Origin of the sequence: Nostoc sp. XA010 (genome assembly GCF_020829625.1) — a bacterium.
Classification (GTDB): domain Bacteria; phylum Cyanobacteriota; class Cyanobacteriia; order Cyanobacteriales; family Nostocaceae; genus Nostoc.
In genome coordinates this window covers 282,695-300,413 of the sequence record NZ_JAIVFX010000005.1, presented here as the reverse complement: position 1 = coordinate 300,413, position 17,719 = coordinate 282,695, and the positions used below count along the sequence as shown (strand labels likewise).

The following is a 17,719-nucleotide window of genomic DNA, read 5'->3' as shown; positions in this document are numbered from 1 at the left end:
CAGTTCGCGCAGTTAATTACATACTAAGTACAATCTACTAGTTAAGAATGTCAAGAGTTGATTATTTAACTGCATCAGACTATTCAGACCAGATCGCGCACATACCGTACAGGTGTTTCAACTAGAACAGAAATTACAAGCGCACTGAGTGCGGCTAGATAACAAAAAAATCGCGCTAGGTGTGAATATTCCCAGTGGTGGCGGAGTTGTTCCCAGTTTGCCGGAATCGATTCGGGTGTGGCACTGCGAATGACCACGTTTGCGGGTTCTGTGAAGGCAAAGAAAATTACTGGAAATGCCAGCAGCATAAATGTGATCGCCACTAACGTCAGTTGCAAAGCAGGACGACGCTTACGGACTAGGACAGCCAGAGCGATCGCTGTCAGTAGCGCAGTAACTTCAACAAATCCACCAATATTGGGAGGTCCAAATGCCACATAGAGACTATTTTGAATTGCAATGTATTGCGACGCAGAGTACTGCATTTTTGCCGGAAGTTCTAGCGCATGGCAGAATGCCATTCCTGTTACCAGGGCAGACAGGATGAGGGTTATAAAACGCCAACTTTTTATAAGCATCATGAATCCTCCTAAATGACGCTCTCGTTTGCCAGTTGATTCCCATTTCTGAATTCAGCCATAATTCAAGTATGACAATTAATAGTAAAACACCTCCTGCTGTTTTTTAGTTTCGTCGAACTCACGTTATCTTAAATCATGGTTATTGCAAGCGTTTATATCTTAATCTTAAATAGAGTTTTGATAATTTCAGATTATGGCAGGACATAGTAAATGGGCAAATATTAAGCGCCAAAAAGCGGTAGTGGATGCAAAAAGGGGAAAAACCTTCACTCAGTTATCGCGGGCGATTATCGTTGCGGCTAGAAGTGGTGTACCAGATCCGGCGCTGAATTTTCAACTTCGCACGGCAATTGACAAGGCAAAGGCAGCGAGTATTCCCAATGATAATATTGAACGAGCGATCGCTAAAGGTGCAGGCACTTCTGGCGGCGATAATGCTACTTTTGAAGCGATTCGCTACGAAGGTTATGGCCCCGGTGGTGTAGCGATTTTAATCGAAGCCCTCACAGATAATCGTAATCGCACTGCTGCTGACTTGCGTGTAACTTTTAGTAAAAATGGTGGCAATCTTGGTGAAGTAGGTTGCGTTAGCTGGATGTTTGACCAAAAAGGCGTTTGTGTAGTGCAGGGTGTGTTTGACGAAGAACAGCTTTTAGAAGCATCCCTCGAAGGCGGTGCTGAGTCTTATGAGATGACTGAAGATGAGATGGCTGAGGTATTGACTGACATTGGCAATTTAGAAACCCTTAGCCAGACACTCAAAAATCAAGGCTTTAAGGTAACTGATGCCGAATTGCGCTGGATTCCTAGTAATAGTGTAGAAGTTACCGAGCCAGATCAGGCGCGATCGCTTTTCAAGTTAATTGATACTCTAGAAGCCTTGGATGACGTACAAAATGTCACAGCTAACTTTGATATAGCAGAAGAATTAATGGCTCTCAGCATTTCTTAATCACAATTCAACAGGCATTATAAGCAAATAGCAGTTATTTTTATAAAGTCAAAAATGTTACATATAACTTTGAAATGCCAGCAACTCTGATGGTTGTGAGTATTTTTGAGCAAATATACCAGGCGTGTTTTTACAAAAGTGAGATGCTTCCTCTCAATCAGTGGTTTTTTTAATCAACTTGCTCAAGAGGGCGCGATCGCGTCAAAATAAGAGTTAAGATGCTGTAACTTAACTTAACAATGACCATAACGCAGCTTGAGCAAATTTCCCCTCAACCTACACCGCCAGACTTGCGGGGATATGAATATGATTTGGTAATTGTCGGCGGTGGGATTATTGGGTTAACTCTAGCCTCTGCTTTAAAAGATTCTGGCTTGAGTGTCTTGCTGATTGAAGCGAAAGTGGCATCAGCAGCCGTAGCTAAAGGGCAAGCTTATGCAGTTCATCAGCTTTCGGCGCTAATTTACCAAGGAATTGGAATTTGGGACAAAATGTTGCCTCAAATAGCCAAATATTACCGAGTTCGTCTTTCTGATGCCGATTATCCCAATGTGGTGGAATTTACCACAAATGATATAGATACAGCATTGGGTTATGTGGCGGAACACCAAGCGCTATTGCAGCCTTTGCAAGAGTTTGTCCAAGATTGTCCAAATGTGACTTATCTATGTCCGGCTGAAGTGGTAAATACGCAATACCAGAAAGATATAGTAGCGATAGATATTAAAGTTGCCGATCAATTATACTCAGTTCACAGCAAATTACTGATAGCAGCAGATGGGGCGCGATCGCCAATTCGGCAAGCTGCTGGCATCAAAACATCTGGCTGGAAATATTGGCAGTCTTGCATCGTGGCATTTGTCAAACCAGAAAAACCCCACAATAACACCGCTTACGAAAGATTTTGGTCTAGCGGGCCCTTTGCGATTTTACCTTTACCGGGGAACCGTTGCCGCATTGTATGGACAGCCCCACACGAAGAAGCAAAAGCTTTATGTGCCTTAGATGATGAGCAATTTTTAAGAGAACTCACCCGTCGCTATGGCAATCAGATGGGGAAATTGGAATTACTAGGCGATCGCTTTGTATTCCAGGTACAACTTATGCAAAGCGATCGCTATGTTCTCCCCCGGCTGGCATTAATTGGTGATGCGGCGCACAATTGCCATCCTGTGGGCGGACAAGGTTTAAATCTGGGGATTCGGGATGCAGCAGCTTTGGCGCAAGTAATTCAAACAGCGCACCAAGCGGGTAAAGATATTGGCGACATTCAAATTCTCAAAGGTTATGAACGCTGGCGCAAGCTGGAAAACCTGACAATTTTAGGTTTCACCGATTTATTAGATCGGATGTTTTCTAATAACTTCTTACCTGTGGTATTGGTGCGTCGGCTGGGTTTATGGTTTTTGCAGCGAGTACCTGTATTAAAAGTGTTTATGCTGAAGTTAATGATCGGTTTGAAGGGGCGGACTCCAGAATTAGCAAAACGACAAGGCTTAAAGGCTACACCACAGCAGCTTGAAAAATTTGATTTGGGGTAAGATTCAATTCAGGAAAAGTTTGGGAAACAATGCGATCGCGATCTCGAAACTTACTTATTTGATATTCCTCATCAACCAAGTTACACACCGTGATTGTCGGTTGTTTGGGGTTGCCGATAAAATTACGTCCACCCAAGGCAGCATAATCGACAATCCAGTATTCCGGGATACCCATCTCTTCATAGTCAGCATACTTCAAGTAATAATCGTCCCGCCAGTTAGTTGATACAACCTCAATTGCCAAAGGTATTGATGCACCCAAACTAACGGTAGATTCTTTTTTCCATAATTTTTCGTTTTCCAGATTTGCACGGTTTAGCACCAACACATCTGGGAAGTAACCAGAATCTTTTTCAGGAGGTCTAACTATAACTTGGTTGGGCATGAAGTATGGCAATCCTAGACGTTTGATTTCAACAGGAATTTCGATACCTAGAAATCCTTTAACTTCTTCATGTTCCCCTACTGGTTGCGCCATTTCAACAATTTCTCCTTTATGTAGTTCGTAGCGGACTCGTCGATTTTCGGGTAGCCAATCGACGAATTCCTCAAAGGTTACTAGCTTGGGTATGGCTTGAGTCATGACTCTTGAGAATTACTAATGATAGAAATATTATCTCTAATTAAGAGGACTGTAGACAACTTTTCCACTTGCTAATACTGTTATCTAGAAAGTTTCAGTCTAATAACTAGCTAGGCTGCTCTAACCTCAATATCGTGAATTCTAAGGAGAAATCACTTGACTGATTTTAAAAGCCTTTCAGACTTTCACTCAGATGTGGTAAGCAAATGCTCACCCGACTTTTTGCTAAGATAGGATGCAATGAATTCTCAAGGATCTGAGGGTATGACTCTAGGATCAAGTGAACAAAGAGCTATCAACCGTACAGAGCGGGGATTGGCGATTGCAGGCACTCGCATTACCATTTATGACGTGATGGATCATCTCGTAGCGGGACGACCACCAGAATTAATCTTGAATTGGCTTCCATTGACAAAAAAGCAACTGGAGTCGGCTCTATCTTACATTGAGACGAATCGTACTGAGGTTGAAGCTGAGTATCAAGAAGTTTTGAAAACAGCAGAAGAAATCCGGCAGTATTGGCAAGAACGGAACCGAGATCGCCTTACTCAGATTGCCGCGATACCGCCTAAGCCCGGTCAAGAAGCTCTATGGAAAAAACTCCAAGCGCAGAAAGCTAAACATGCAGTGGAGTCATGAATTTTCTGATTGATTACAACCTTCAGAAATACGCTGCTATTCTTCTGGGAAAAATTGCAAATGATGGTTGGCTTGATCTGATCCCTTTGTCTTTTATCTTTTTTCAAGACATTGAATTGCCAACGGATAGCAATGATCGAGTTGTATGGCAACTCGCTCAACAAAAGCGAGTGATTTTGCTGACTGCGAATCGCAACATGAAAGGAGAGGATTCATTAGAGCAAGTTATTCGCCAAGAGAATACACCTGATTCATTGCCAGTCATCACAATTGGAAATCTTGACCGTTTCAGTAAAGAAGCTAGCTATCGCAGCCGATGTGCTGACCGTATTATTGAGATTGTGCTTAATATTGAGAACTACATGGGAGTTGGACGCATTTTCATCCCATAAGTAAGCTGTTCCAAATCTAACTTGCATAATTAGGGCGCTATTGTTAATGGTGGAAATGGATTCTGGAGTTAAGGTATGGAAAAGATTACTGCTGAGGACTTGCTCAGACGCTATGCTGCTGGGGAGCGAAATTTTCAGCAAATCATTTTGGAGTACGCTGACTTGAGTGGGGTTGAACTGGAAAATATCAGTCTGAAAGGTGCGCGATTTTCTTATGTCAATTTGAGCAGTATTAAGTTGTGGGATTGCGATTTAACGGCTAAGTTTACTTACTGTAACCTTACGGATGCTGTCAAAAGAGGCAGGGGAGTAGAGAGCGGGGAGCAGGGGGGAGGATTGGAAGGAGCTTGTACTCCGACCAATCGAGAACGCCCTGGAAGGGCGGGGCTTAATACCCATGTTCCGCTCCGCTTCACGGCTTCTCTGCGAGACGCTGCGCGAACGGGATAGGCATTGCTCCCCCTGCTCCCTGCCCCCTGCCCCTCCGCCTCTTCGGTTATCGAGCATTGTGACTTGGGATGGGCTTGGATTCTTTGACTGCGATTTGAGAGGTGCTACTTCGACCTACGCCAATCTGACCAGCGCTCATTTCACCAGAGTCAACCTTCAAGGTGCTAAACTGGGCGGCTCCGGCGAAGATCCTTGTGAGTACTGGGACGTTATTCGACACGATGGGGTTTTCGTCCCTGGTTTTACGAGCAACCTTTATATTGCTGAAAGCAAAACTAAAGGGGATTATGTTTTCTGATAGATGCTCTGAAGAAGTTGCAGAGTTTACCTCTGCCTTAAGGAAAGCAGATGGTGGATTATTATGATCGCAAATGATCAAGCTAATGGCAAAAAATCATCACACTTAAAAGAGACTGGGTTTTCACTGCACAAGTGGGGGCGACGAATTGTATTTATGATATACCCAAGATAGATGTAATAGTATCTAATATGTGTTAATTACTCATTACTAACAACGGTAGGATTGAAAATTAGTATTTTTCTACATAAAATTAAAAATCTAAAATAAAAAATTGGTAACACTGATGGTTAAGAGTGTTAAAGTTTCAAGAAATTCACCGGAACTTTTCAGCGGGTATTCATGCTGAAGAAATTACAGAAAAAGCAAATTTCGATAATTGCGGGTGCGGCACTGTTTGCCTTTTTAGCTGGGGCAATGGTATCAGCACCTCAGATTGGCAAGTCTCTGGGGCAATGGCTCAAACTGAGTCAAAATCAAGCAGAGCAAACATCAGAGGGTAGCATTGCTCAATCAGCCGTCTTTCCACTGGTATCACAATCTCTGCCAGAACGGGCGGCTAAACTAGCAGAGATTGCCCGACAGTCGCGATCGCTAGACCGAAATCGTGCTCGTTATCTTTTGGCGAGTGATTACATTGAAAGAACCCAAGCGAAAAAAGCGCTGGCTTTACTAGACGGGCTAGATAAAGACTATCCTATCCTCGCGCCCTATATTTTACTGAAACAGGCCCAGGCACAGGCTATCCTGGGTGAGGACGGCAAAGCCTCGGATCTTAGGCAAAGTGTTTTGAAACTGTATCCCAAAGAAGCGGCCACAGTCAAAGCACTATATCTGATTGCCCAACCGAAGCAACAGGAAATAGCGATCGCTCAATTTCCTTCTAACCCTCTGACTTGGGAAATTATTCGTAAACGCTTGCAAGAAAATCCCAATCAGCCACAATTACAATTGATTTTGGCTAAATATGCCTATGACCAACCTGGGATAGTGGGCGTTTTGGATCAGCTAGTAAAACAGCCTACCCTCAAATCCGAAGACTGGGAACTCATTAGTACAAGCTATTGGGAAAATAGTCAATTTCTCAAAGCCGCGAATGCTTATGTCAATGCACCTAAAACATCGCGTAACCTCTACCGTACCGCACGGGGGTTACAGGTAGGGGGCAAAGATAAAGAAAAAGCGATCGCCACCTATAAACAACTAGTACAGCAATTTCCCAACAGCGAGGAAGCTGGGACTGCACTACTACGATTAGCAGAAACCGCAAAAACACCTAAAGACGGCTTACCTTATCTTGAGCAGGTAATTAGTAAATTTCCCAAACAAGCTAGTACTGCACTAGTACAAAAAGCTAAAATTCTCCAAGCTACTAATAATCAAAAGTCAGCTAGTGAGGCGTGGCAATTACTCATAGCCAAATACGGAAATTCTGACGAAGCGGCAGAGTATCGTTGGAAAATCGCTCAAGGTAAAGCCAATGCTAAAGATTACGTCGGTGCTTGGCAATGGGCAGAACCAATTGTCAACAACAACCCCAACAGTATTTTGGCTCCAAGAGCAGGCTTTTGGGTAGGGAAATGGGCAGCTTCACTAGGCAAACAGCAGGAATCTCAAACTGCTTATGAGTATGTGATTAGCCAATTTCCATACTCATACTATGCATGGAGAGCCGCAACGATGCTGGGGCTGAATGTTGGCAACTTTGATAACGTGCGCGTCATGAACCCGGAAGTAATCACACCCCAGCGTTCAGTACCGCCTGCTGGTTCTGAGACTTTCAAAGAATTGTATCTGCTGGGTCAAAACCGCGATGCCTGGTTGCAATGGCAGACAGAATTTCAGAATAAACTTCAGCCAACTGTAGCAGAGCAATTTACTGAAGGGTTGATCCGACTGGCAAGGGGGGAAAATCTCATAGGAATTGATAAAATTTCTAAATTGGAAGACCGGGAAATACCAGCAGAAGTTACCCAATATCAGGCTCTGAGCAAACAAATCACCTACTGGCAAGCGCGTTATCCATTTCCCTATCTGCAAGAAATTGAAAAATGGTCTATTGAGCGTAAACTTAATCCTCTGCTAGTAACTGCTCTGATGCGTCAAGAGTCGCGGTTTGAACCAAAAATCAAATCCGTCGCTGATGCTACTGGCTTAATGCAGGTGTTGCCGAGTACAGCTAAATGGATCGCCCCACAAATCAAGGTGGATTTCAAAACAATAAGTCTAGAAAATCCCAACGATAACATCATGCTGGGTACATGGTATTTGGGTCATACCCACGATCAATATAACAATAACTCGTTGCTGGCGATCGCCAGTTACAATGCTGGCCCTGGTAATGTCTCAAAATGGCTGCAAACTCAAACTACACAAGATCCAGATGAGTTTGTTGAACAAATTCCCTTTGATGAAACCAAAAATTATGTGCGTCAAGTATTTGGCAACTATTGGAATTATCTGAGACTTTACAACCCGGAAATTTCGGGCATTGTAGCAAAGTACTCAGCTACACACCCAAAATTGCCGACGCGGTGATTTCGCCCAATCGAATGAGCAAGTAGAATACGTGAGGTTCAAACTCTCTCCCTGGCTTGAACCAAAGATAAGACTTAGAAGCAAAGCACAAACCCGGAGAATCTTCAACTCCGGGCTTGTGGGCAGATATGGCACTCAAAAATTTTAGTACAGCGATCGCTTTCTATCACCTATTTACTAACTTTAATTCATCTGTACTTAGCTACCTGTATCATTACCATTGATCATTGATGTAAACTGCGACTCGACCGCATTAACATAACCTTGATCGTTCAAAAGCTGTGCTGGTAACCTATTAGCCTTGATAGCAGCCTGAACCACATCTTTCGCTGTCAGCTTTCCTATTTGAAATTCATATATCAAAGTACCTGCACTGGGAATACCCTGCTCTTTGAAAGCACCTTGATAAGCTAGAAAGGCAATATTGAAAGGTTGAAGATAGCTGGTATTAGGCGAATCTCTGTTGATTTGTCCGACACCGTTGCTGTTATTAACTGTTTGAGCGTCAACAATTCCAGGTACAAAAGCAATACAAGCAACAATAAGTGCAGAATTTATCAAATTGATAATTTTCATCAATTTCTCCTCAATTAAGCTAGGTTAATTAGTTTTACCTAGTAACAAAATCCTATTTTTTAGTAATCTTAGGCTCTTGACATTAATTCACTATCTTCTGAATTCTTCTTTAATCAAAATTACTCAGACCCATCATTTGATATGCAATAAAGGCAGTATCAAAAGATTGGAGATAATTTACATTCTTCGGATAGCTATATAAAATGTCAGAGTTTGCAGCTGTGTCCATTGATGCGCTACTTTTTTTATTTTTTGCTGTATGATCGTTAGTGATTTTAGACATAGAATTAATCCTTTTACAGATATTTTTTACTTTCGGCTATAAACTGAAATTAAAGTTTTTTGCTAATTAAGTTTCCATACCAATATGCTAGGAAATATTCATGAAGGAAGCAAATACTTTTAATTTTTAATTTGATAAACAAAAGTGATGCCAATTAATACTGGCATTGCAAAATTTTCTATAAACCTTACTGACTATTTGCTTGAGCTTGGATGAATTCTGATATCAGTTAGCCGTTAAAGAGGATAAAATAAGCTGATCGTGTCAAAATGTTAAGTGTATAGTTTATTTGCAAACACACTTATGCCGAAAGCAATTTGGAATGGCGCAGTTTTAGCCGAGAGCGATAATACCGTAGTTGTGGAAAACAACCATTATTTCCCTGCTGACAGCATTAACAAGCAATACTTCACAGACAGTAGCACCCACAGTACTTGTCCTTGGAAAGGTGTCGCTAGCTACTACAGTATCGACGTTGATGGGCAAATCAATAAAGATGCTGCTTGGTATTATCCCAGCGCCAAGGAGAAAGCTAAGAATATTGAAGGCTATGTGGCATTTTGGAAGGGTGTAAAAGTTGAGGCTTAATAAAGCTTCCTGAAAGTATTTTAGTTTCAGAGACATTAATATTATGTCTGACTAATTGCCCATAAAATAATTAGCCCGCGCAGAGACAAATCTGAGCGGGCTTCGTATTTAAACTATTTGCAGATTTATTTTAATACGTAATTATACTTTCGCCTTGCGAAATGCTGCAAGATTTCTCTTGGCCAGCAAAGCCAGACTACAAGCAAGTATACTACCTGCGATCGCGCTTGGTTCGGGTACTCTTGTCAGTAAAATAACGTCACGGACTGTAACAGTTATGTTGCCTCCTGCTCCGGAATTATTGCTACCACCAGCGATCGCGCTTGGTTCGGGTACTCTTGTCCCGAAAATGCCACTGGCTATAACAGTTACGTTGCCACCTCCTCTTAAATTATTGCTATCACCAGCGATATCGCTTGGTTCATTGGGTAGTGCGATTATAAAACCATTAGGGGCGTTGATATTTATGTTGCCTCCTACTCCTGAATTATTAGTACCACTAGGGATCGTTCTTAGTCTAGCTGCTGATCTCAATATAAGAAGATCGGTATTGAGAATTATGTTACCTGCTGAACCATTGCTGGTTTGCTCAGAATTGATGTTGGCGCCATTGGAAATCCTTAGGCTACCAGTAGAAATAGTTAAATTGCCAGCGTTAGCGGTGTTACTTAGGTCCCTTACCTGACTACCATCGGTCAACCTCAGTGCATTAGTATTGATATTCACACTACTGTTACCGTTAATAGTGCTATTAATAAGCCTCAGTTCACCAGTAGGGTTATCTATTTTCAGATTGTCGCCGTTGATGGTGCTATTAATAAACGTTAGGTTACTAGAATTGTAAGCGTTGATATTACCAGCGATCGCTAGCCCAGAAAGTTTAACATCGGCGGCGTTAATGTTAAACACGGGGAAGTGATTATTACCACTGATGGTAAGTAAGTTAGCACCTGGGCCATTAATAGTTAGGTTTTTAGCGATTGTAAGTGCCCCACTTGTTAAGCTAATTGTACTGGGATGACTTTCCAGCAAGAACTCTACTACGTCATTGTTATTTGCAATGTTGATGGTGTCTCGCAACGAGGCAACGCCACTGTCATTGAGATTGTTAACCACAAAGGTAGCAGCTTGTGCTGATTCCACTTGCATTATTACCCAGCCTAAAGCAACGGCTGTGGAAATAGCTTGAGCGACAGCCTTTTTTCTATTGTTTTTTGTCACCTAAAACTCCTCGTATTAATTTGTCAAAAAATAAAAAACTCACTTGTACAATTACATAGATAGATCATAATGTTTAAATTTAATTTGCAAAGGGGGTTTTCATAATTCGCAGATTCAAAACCTAATTGAAGAACTTTTAGAAAGCTGTGAAATATTGCCCGTATTGCTATAAATGGTTCACTATGCGGCAAAATTGTGCGTAAAGCTCAGTGACTATTGTAGACATCGCTATTTGCTGCCGTTTTAGGATAGCAAATAGTGATCGTCTATTATTCTTGATGTTGCTGTTTAAAGTCAGCTAATATTAGTTGAATTTCTTCTGCTGAGATGTCTTCTTGTTCAGATTTTGAGTATATGGTTACTAAAATAAAGGCAGGGAGAAGTTTGTTGAACTCACGAACCTACACTTACTGAAGCATGGCGATCGCTTGGTGTGCGGTTTACTGCCACTCATATAACTTTATAATTAGAGCTAACAAGCAAAAGGCATAACCTAAAAAAACAAGCGGAACTATTTGTGACAATAACTTCTGTATTCATAAGCTTTGCTTAAGCATTTGCAACAAAGGTATAATCATTTGCTAAAAACACTTCTATATTGATAAGCTTTGCTTAAGCATTTGCAAGAAAGGTATAATCATTTGCTAGAAACGCTTCTATATTGATAAGCTTTGCTTAAGTATTTGCAACAAAGGTATAATCATTTGCTAGAAACACTTCTATATTGATAAGCTTTGCTTAAGCATTTGCAAGAAAGGTATAATCATTTGCTAGAAATGAACAAACAATTGTTACTAAGGTTCAAGCATTTGTAACAACGGCTTCTATTTTTGTAACGAATAGACAAGCTGTAGTTACTTACCGCACCACATTTGCAACGTCGCTGCTGTAAAAGTACTTAAATTATTCTTGTGAGGAGGATTTTCTTTAAGCTTCGCATCAAGTAGCAAAATTATGCTGATGCCAAGCTTGATAAAAGGCTGGATAAGTCATAGTTTGGGCGCAGTGCCAAATTACCTGATAGCAATCTTTCCATTGCTCAAAGTCATTTTCATAAATTTCATCTGATAAGTACTTCTTTAAAGGGCTGACTACTACCGTCATCTTTTCATATTCTGTTAAAGTTTCCCCTAAGCTAGATGCCCCTAGCCTACGGATATCTTCATCTTGAGAAGTAAGAAGTAATGCCTCTAATACAGTAATAGCTATGGGAAGATTATCTTTGGTTATTTTCTCTAAGCTAGATGCTGCTAGACTACGGATATCTTCATCTTGAGAAGTAAGAATCAACTCCTCTAATGCAGTAATAGCTTTAGGATTATATTCCGCTATTTTCTCTAAGCTAGATGCCGCATCTAAAGGAATATATTCATCTGGAAAAGCAATGATTAATTGTATTAGTGCGGCAATTGGTGTAAAATTATCTTTATCTATTTCTCCTAAACTAGATGCTGCTAAAAAACGGGTATATTCATCTTCCGAAGTACAAATTAACTCCTCTAATAGAGTAATAGCGTTGTGATTGTCTTTGGCTATTTTACCTAAGCTATATGCTGCTAAAAAACGGGTATATTCATTTTCCGAAGTATCTATTAACTTCTCTAATGCAGAAATTCCTATAGGATTATCTTGGGCTATTTTAACTAAGCTAGATGCTGCTAATCCAGGAATATATTCATCTTTAGAAGTACTTATTAATTCCAGTAATATAGCGATAGCTGTAGTATTATCTTTGGCTATTGCTCCTAAAATAAATATGGCTTGCTCACAAATTACTTCATCTTGAGAATTACTGATTAAACCCACTAATACAGCGATAGCTGTAGAATTATCTTTGTCGATTTCTCCTAAGCTATAAGCCGCTTGCTCACGAATTAGTTCATCTTGAGAATTACTGATTAATTCCTCTAATGCCGCGATCGCTTTTTTGCTATCCGTCTCTACAAGTACAGCCTTAGCCTTTTCTTCTATCTGTTCACCAAAGGTGTGCCATTCCTGTTCTTTGGTATTGAAATAACCAAATCCATACTTAATAATTTGCGCTACTATTTTATCAGTTTTAGAATAACACCTAAACTCGGCAATTCCTGCTGCTGCTAAAAAATAAGCGCGATATTCATAAAATCCTTTATGTACATTTACTCTATTCCACTTACCACATCCATCTTTAAAGTTTACTAAAGCATCGATAAACTGTTGCTTTTGCTGTTTAAGGTTTTCTTCTGATCGCCCTAACCAAAATAATATTGTTTGCTTCCATTGCGGTTCAAAGATTCGATAAGTTCCTCGTGTTGGGTTGTCAGGAACATGATTAAGAAAATCGTGCCAATCACTCACCGTTAACGCTGCAAAATATTCCTGAAAGTTAGGATGAAAGAAAGCATAAACTTCTTCCTCACTTTCCGCTACTCTGTCTACCAAATTCAACCAACCAACATCACGGGCTAATTTAAACAGTTTTTCACCCATTTCTTGACGTGCTAAACTCCGCCGCAAGCGAAACCTCGCACTACTGTTAATGCCTGCAAAGGCTAATTTGCTTAAAACGTGGTGTAATTCATCCTTTAAATCATCAGATTGATATAAATCAGGAAATAACTCTGATTTCCATTCATAAAAATAGCGGGTAAACCTCTGGTAAAGTGCAGCTTTCGTTTCTGGTAATTCCCCATGCTTATCCAGATAAAAAGTCTGACACAACAGCGACAAACGCAGAGGATTTTTCACCAATTTACAAATATTTTCATGTTTAGTTTCTTTTAATTTGGCTTTTAGTGCCTCCCCTTTTTGGGAATCATTAGCACACTCAAACCACTGCTGAATAAAGTCATCAATTTGTTCTGGTTTAAACTCTTGGGTTTTATAAGTATCAAATCCTGAGAGTGTATTATTAACCTTGGCATCCCAAACATTTAACCGACAAGTTAACACCACCCGCGCCTGTCTCAGAGATGCTGTAAGTTCTTGATTAATTTTTGCTAATGCTTGCACAGGTGAATTTTCACCTATTTCATCCACACCATCTAACAGTAGCCAAACTCCCCCCTTACCAAAACGCTCAATTAATTGACGTTCCATTTCTGGGGTGACGACAATATCAGATTTAACTAATCTCATCGCTTCAGGAAGCCATTGCTTGAGTAAATATTCTTCAATGGTTCTTCTCTGTAAATTGGCGAGAGAAATACTGATAACTAAACCTTGAGTTTTGTCTTTAACAAAAGAAGCAATGCTACTCAATAAAGTTGTCTTACCTGCCCCCGGTTCGCCGATGATAGCAATATGCTTTTTGTCTCTTTGTGCTTGTTGTGCTATCACTTCTGTGATAAACGCGTCATGTTCATAGGTGTTGACAATGACTTCTTCGGTTAACTTATAGATATTTTCTCTGTCTTGATCTTCATTTAGCTGTCGGCGTTGCTGCTGTTTGCGTTCCACCAAGCCCAAGGGAACATAAATCTTAATTTCAAAACCTTGTTCTGTAGCTTCGCGTCTGAGTCTTGCAGCCTCCTGCTGACTTTTCAGCATTGCAGTGCAAACTTCACGCCAGTCATCGGGAGTTAACTTTGTCCCATCCTCCCCTGGGGACGACTGTAGTCAAAACGTTTGGTTAATAGTCTGATTATTGACTGTGCCTTGATTTACAACCCCAATTTTTTCTGCTAGCTGCGTCAGATTTTGAATGCTTGGCTGTTGAGACTTGAGGGTATTTTCTATTTCTTGAATTTTTTGAGTGAGTTTTGGTTCTGCTTTTGTTGCTGTTTCCACTTCCACAACTGCTTGAGCAATTTCTGAGTCTCCATCTGCTGCGGCTTTCAGTTCTAGCACTGCTTGACCATAATCTAAACGCTGCGGTTCATTTGCTTCTACAGCATTGGTGAGTAATGGCGATTTATTCTTTTGCCGGAGTAATCCTATTAACTTGCCACTTAGCGTCCATGTAGCATCACCAATATTTTCGCCGATTTTCTCTTGTGCTTTAGTCCAAAGTGTAGTTGCGATCGCAGTAGCAACAGCTGTCAATGTTACAGTTACCATAAATTCACCACAAATAAGTTAATTAGACGCTGCCTTTTCTGCAACAGTACGAATTATTTCCTCCAGCGTCTGGAGTAATTCTTGCTCGTTGTAAGGTTTAGAAAAGTAAGCCCTAGCACCCAATTGCATCGCCAATTGCCGATGTTTATTGCTGCTACGAGAAGTCAGCATTGCAACTGGAATATTTTTTGTATCAACGTCTGAATTTATCTTGCCTAAAAAGCCATAACCATCAAGGCGAGGCATTTCAATATCACAAATTACCGCCTCTACTCTCAATCCACTATGGAGTTTTTCTAAAGCATCTTGACCGTCTTTAGCTTGCTCTACTTGATACCCTCCTTTTTCAAGGGTCAGTGCTAAAAAGCGGCGAACATTAATTGAGTCATCTACAATCAAAACTGTACCTTTCTGCTTAATAGAGGCTGCTGATACTTTGTTTTCATCAAATATTAAGAACGGTGTCTTTAACCTTGCAGATGGCAATTGAGTACCTTTGGGAGTCCGCCTATTTGTAGCAATCCAATACAGTAACTCATTAACATTAACTAGTGGCACTACTCGACCATCACCAAGGATTGTGCAGTTGCTGAAGCCTTCAGGTAAAGGTATATTTCCCTCGACTTGGCGAATAGCAACTTCCTGTTCACCCCAGCAACGGTCTATTTGGATCGCTACTGGCTGATTATTACCTTTGACTACTAAGACGCTGTTAGCATTAATTGCTGCCGGAGTTTCTAACTCTGAGCGATCGTAGCGCAAGCAATTAAACTCTAAATATTGATTCAAGCGAATCAGTGGTAGCATGTTTCCTTGCCAATTTAGGACTTCGCTACCTGCCATTTGGAAAACTCGCTCGTCTTGGAGTAAAGATATTTCTGAAATGACATCTGTGGGAAATGCCAATAGCATTTTGTTGATTTCTACCAGCAGAACTCGCGCCACGGAAAGGGTAAATGGTACTGATAAGGTGAAGGTAGTACCAACCCCTGGTTCTGTATCAACTTTCACATCTCCTCGAATCAGTTTGAGGTTGTTACGAACCACATCCATACCAACACCGCGACCGGATAATGCTGTGACTTGTTCGGAGGTAGTAAAACCTGGTTCAAAAATTAGTGATAATAGTTCTTCATCACTAGCATTAGCGAGTAGAGAAGCATCCAATCCCATAGCTAAAGCGCGGGTGCGAATTTTCTCCAAAGAAATGCCCCAACCATCATCACGGATAGTAATGAGGGTGCGATTGCTGCGGTGAGTAGCTGTAATTTCAATCAATCCTTGTTCTGGTTTACCCAAAAGGCGGCGGGTGCTAGAATCTTCGATACCATGATCGAAAGCGTTTCTTAAGAGATGCATTAAAGGTTCGTTTAATGCTTCTAAAATGCTGCGTTCAATTAAAGTATTGCCACCGTCAATTTTTAACTGGACATTTTTCCCATACTCTACATTTAAATCGCGCAAGGCTCTGGGAAAACGTTCAATTAAATCGGACAGGGGCCGCATTCGGATGTGATTTAGCTTTGTTTGTAACTGTTTGGATGTTTTGTTTATTTTACGAGCAATTTCGTCTGTATCATCTACGCTGAGTTGAACGTCAGTTGTTACTTCCTGTACCTGAACAATGGTTTCCATAACTTCCTGCGATCGCAGGTTTAAATCGTTATAACGATCCATTTCTAAAGTATCAAATTCTCTCTCTATGCCTTGTGGTTGTTGGCCATTTTCAATTTGCACCGACACCCCAGCTTGAGTGGAAATTTTGTCATAAGCGATACGTAATTCCTGATTTTCGCGGTCGAGAACTTGGACTCGCTGGTTTAAGTTCCGAACGAGTTTGCGTAATCTTTCTAGTTGCGAGTTTAACCCATTTCGCTGAACAACCAGTTCGCCAAATAAATCATTAATTTGCTCTAGTTGTTTGCTGGGAACTCGGACGCTATTATCATGCGTTTCCCGCTCTTTAACAACGCCATTTGGTTCGCCTTTACCTTCGCTATATCTGGCATCTGGAGGATTGTTTTCTCTAGAAAATATTGTATTATGCTCTGTGACATTGACAGCATTTGCATCATCGGCGAATTCTACATCTACAAATGTAAAACTAGCAGCGATTGCTTCATGATTAGTCCAATTTTCTTTAATGTTTTCTGGTTGCCAAACAGCTGTTGACGCTACTTCTGTGTCTATGTCGATATGTGGTTTCACTTCTGCTGGTAATAGCGGCTGGGATTGCGTATCACTAGTATTGAAGTCAAGTTCTGTAGGTAAATTATCTAGTTGATTTGTCAGCACCAAAGCTTGCGATCGCCGCCATGCTTGCAATGCTAACCGGGCAATTTCGGGAATGCCCGAACTACTAACAGTTTCCAATTGCTGCGTTATTGACTCACAAAGCTTGGTAAAAGCTGCCAACTGGAGCATTTCACCCAAACCGCCCAATTCAGCAGCCATGATCACAACTTCTTCATGTAATCCGGGCTGTTCGCTATCTGCCAATATAGATTCTAGACGCTGCAAACACTCTTCTACTTCTGTACTAAATAGCAAGGGAATAACATCTTGCCCATCTTCTGGAGATAGCATGGTTGAGGCATCTTCAGGGGTGGGATCACCCAAGCGATCGTGCAACTCATCAAAAATTGGGTAACAAAAAGTTGCTAACCACTGATCTTCGACAACATTTCCTTCTGCAAGCAATTCTACAATCTGACGCAGCCAGTCAACTCCAGATAGCAATAAACTTTGTAACTGTGTATCAATTTCGAGAGATTTTTTTTTAGTTTTTAAAACTTTAAAGGAATCTTCCAGACGATGCGCTAAATCACTTAGCGATTTAAATCCCATCATCCCCGCGCCACCTTTGATAGAATGAGCGGCCCGGAGTGCAGCATTAATTTTATCTAAATCAATGTGGTTACTAGTATCGATTTCTAGTAATACCCCTTCTAAGGTATTTAAGTAATCAGTTGCTTCTTCCAGAAATTGCATCTGGATTTCTAGTTCTTTGTCTTGTAACATAGTTTTTGTTAATAGTCA

General features: G+C 40.9%; 16 protein-coding genes. 8 read left to right on the top strand and 8 right to left on the bottom strand.

The annotated features are described in order from the left end of the window. Positions 1 to 83: 83 nt before the first annotated feature. Positions 84 to 581: a DUF1772 domain-containing protein gene (locus LC608_RS10605; RefSeq protein WP_229553491.1), complete on the bottom strand. Its 498-nt coding sequence runs from the start codon at positions 579 to 581 to the stop codon at positions 84 to 86. Positions 582 to 774: 193 nt separating this feature from the next. On the opposite strand from LC608_RS10605, the gene LC608_RS10600 reads away from it, so the two are divergent. After that, the gene (locus tag LC608_RS10600) at positions 775 to 1,533 is read left to right on the top strand and encodes a YebC/PmpR family DNA-binding transcriptional regulator (protein WP_229553490.1); all 759 of its coding nucleotides are present in this window, start codon (positions 775 to 777) and stop codon (positions 1,531 to 1,533) included. 239 nt (positions 1,534 to 1,772) lie between these two features. Then, the gene (locus LC608_RS10595) at positions 1,773 to 3,074 is read left to right on the top strand and encodes an FAD-dependent hydroxylase (protein WP_229553489.1); all 1,302 of its coding nucleotides are present in this window, start codon (positions 1,773 to 1,775) and stop codon (positions 3,072 to 3,074) included. On the opposite strand, the gene LC608_RS10590 is transcribed toward LC608_RS10595, so the two are convergent. Further along, positions 3,037 to 3,657 (bottom strand): Uma2 family endonuclease, encoded by a 621-nt coding sequence (locus LC608_RS10590; protein WP_229553488.1) that lies wholly within the window; start codon positions 3,655 to 3,657, stop codon positions 3,037 to 3,039. The genes LC608_RS10595 and LC608_RS10590 overlap by 38 nt on opposite strands. 264 nt (positions 3,658 to 3,921) lie before the next feature. On the opposite strand from LC608_RS10590, the gene LC608_RS10585 reads away from it, so the two are divergent. The 5 genes from LC608_RS10585 (at position 3,922) to LC608_RS10565 (ending at position 7,974) form a co-directional block, all read left to right on the top strand. Further along, positions 3,922 to 4,296 carry a DUF433 domain-containing protein gene (locus LC608_RS10585; RefSeq protein WP_229553571.1) on the top strand — a complete coding sequence of 125 codons (375 nt, stop codon included), beginning with the start codon at positions 3,922 to 3,924 and terminating at the stop codon, positions 4,294 to 4,296. Next, complete coding sequence (locus LC608_RS10580) at positions 4,293 to 4,688, top strand: ACP S-malonyltransferase (protein WP_229553487.1); 396 nt, start codon at positions 4,293 to 4,295, stop codon at positions 4,686 to 4,688. The genes LC608_RS10585 and LC608_RS10580 overlap by 4 nt, the downstream gene beginning before the upstream one ends. Before the next feature lie 75 nt (positions 4,689 to 4,763). Beyond that, a complete protein-coding gene (locus LC608_RS10575; RefSeq protein ID WP_229553486.1) occupies positions 4,764 to 5,138 on the top strand; it encodes a pentapeptide repeat-containing protein in 375 nt (124 codons plus the stop codon). Next, complete coding sequence (locus tag LC608_RS37515; RefSeq protein WP_374108388.1) at positions 5,086 to 5,436, top strand: pentapeptide repeat-containing protein; 351 nt, start codon at positions 5,086 to 5,088, stop codon at positions 5,434 to 5,436. The genes LC608_RS10575 and LC608_RS37515 overlap by 53 nt, the downstream gene beginning before the upstream one ends. 342 nt (positions 5,437 to 5,778) lie before the next feature. Next, complete coding sequence (locus tag LC608_RS10565) at positions 5,779 to 7,974, top strand: transglycosylase SLT domain-containing protein (protein ID WP_229553484.1); 2,196 nt, start codon at positions 5,779 to 5,781, stop codon at positions 7,972 to 7,974. Between the two features lie 198 nt (positions 7,975 to 8,172). On the opposite strand, the gene LC608_RS10560 is transcribed toward LC608_RS10565, so the two are convergent. Together LC608_RS10560 and LC608_RS10555 are read right to left on the bottom strand one after the other, a co-directional pair. Then, positions 8,173 to 8,550, bottom strand: coding sequence for a hypothetical protein (locus LC608_RS10560; RefSeq protein ID WP_229553483.1), 378 nt, complete (start codon positions 8,548 to 8,550; stop codon positions 8,173 to 8,175). Positions 8,551 to 8,659: 109 nt separating this feature from the next. After that, positions 8,660 to 8,833 (bottom strand): hypothetical protein, encoded by a 174-nt coding sequence (locus tag LC608_RS10555; protein WP_229553482.1) that lies wholly within the window; start codon positions 8,831 to 8,833, stop codon positions 8,660 to 8,662. A 303-nt stretch (positions 8,834 to 9,136) separates the two neighbouring features. On the opposite strand from LC608_RS10555, the gene LC608_RS10550 reads away from it, so the two are divergent. Beyond that, a complete protein-coding gene (locus LC608_RS10550; protein ID WP_109012654.1) occupies positions 9,137 to 9,421 on the top strand; it encodes a DUF427 domain-containing protein in 285 nt (94 codons plus the stop codon). A 141-nt stretch (positions 9,422 to 9,562) separates the two neighbouring features. Here LC608_RS10550 and LC608_RS10545 read toward each other — a convergent pair whose 3' ends face one another. The 4 genes from LC608_RS10545 to LC608_RS10530 form a co-directional block, all read right to left on the bottom strand. Beyond that, on the bottom strand, positions 9,563 to 10,642 hold the full coding sequence (locus LC608_RS10545; protein ID WP_229553481.1) for a hypothetical protein: 1,080 nt from the start codon (positions 10,640 to 10,642) through the stop codon (positions 9,563 to 9,565). Between the two features lie 939 nt (positions 10,643 to 11,581). Further along, positions 11,582 to 14,170 (bottom strand): HEAT repeat domain-containing protein, encoded by a 2,589-nt coding sequence (locus tag LC608_RS10540; RefSeq protein ID WP_229553480.1) that lies wholly within the window; start codon positions 14,168 to 14,170, stop codon positions 11,582 to 11,584. 69 nt (positions 14,171 to 14,239) lie between these two features. Next, a complete protein-coding gene (locus LC608_RS10535) occupies positions 14,240 to 14,680 on the bottom strand; it encodes a hypothetical protein (protein ID WP_229553479.1) in 441 nt (146 codons plus the stop codon). Between the two features lie 18 nt (positions 14,681 to 14,698). Then, positions 14,699 to 17,701: a hybrid sensor histidine kinase/response regulator gene (locus LC608_RS10530; protein WP_229553478.1), complete on the bottom strand. Its 3,003-nt coding sequence runs from the start codon at positions 17,699 to 17,701 to the stop codon at positions 14,699 to 14,701. Between the last annotated feature and the right edge of the window lie 18 nt (positions 17,702 to 17,719).